The 248-nt window shown below is 41.9% G+C and carries 1 protein-coding gene; it reads right to left on the reverse strand.

All coding sequences use genetic code 11. The features are described from left to right. Window positions 1-248: diguanylate cyclase domain-containing protein (locus tag R0J92_RS25325; protein ID WP_411053718.1), on the reverse strand; the 248-nt coding region annotated here is incomplete at both ends.

Below are 248 nucleotides of genomic sequence, written 5' to 3' on the forward strand. Positions count from 1 at the left end.
TCCCTGCGCTAAAATAAGAAACTCATCGCTACTCTCTCTGTACAGTTTGTCGCCGGGTTGTATGTATTGGTTTAACTCCCAGGCAATGCGTTGTAAAATTTCATCGCCAAAGTAATGGCCATGTAAGTTGTTGATAGTATGAAAGGCACGTATGTCAATTTTAAAAACGGCGACAATAATATTTTTTGTTTTGTTTCGCAGGGCGTCTTCAATATCTCGCCGCATGCTGGAAAGCATCGGTAGTGCAG

The sequence above is a fragment of the Tritonibacter sp. SIMBA_163 genome (assembly GCF_046535935.1).
In the GTDB taxonomy this organism is placed as follows: Bacteria; Pseudomonadota; Alphaproteobacteria; order Rhodobacterales; family Rhodobacteraceae; genus Epibacterium; species Epibacterium scottomollicae.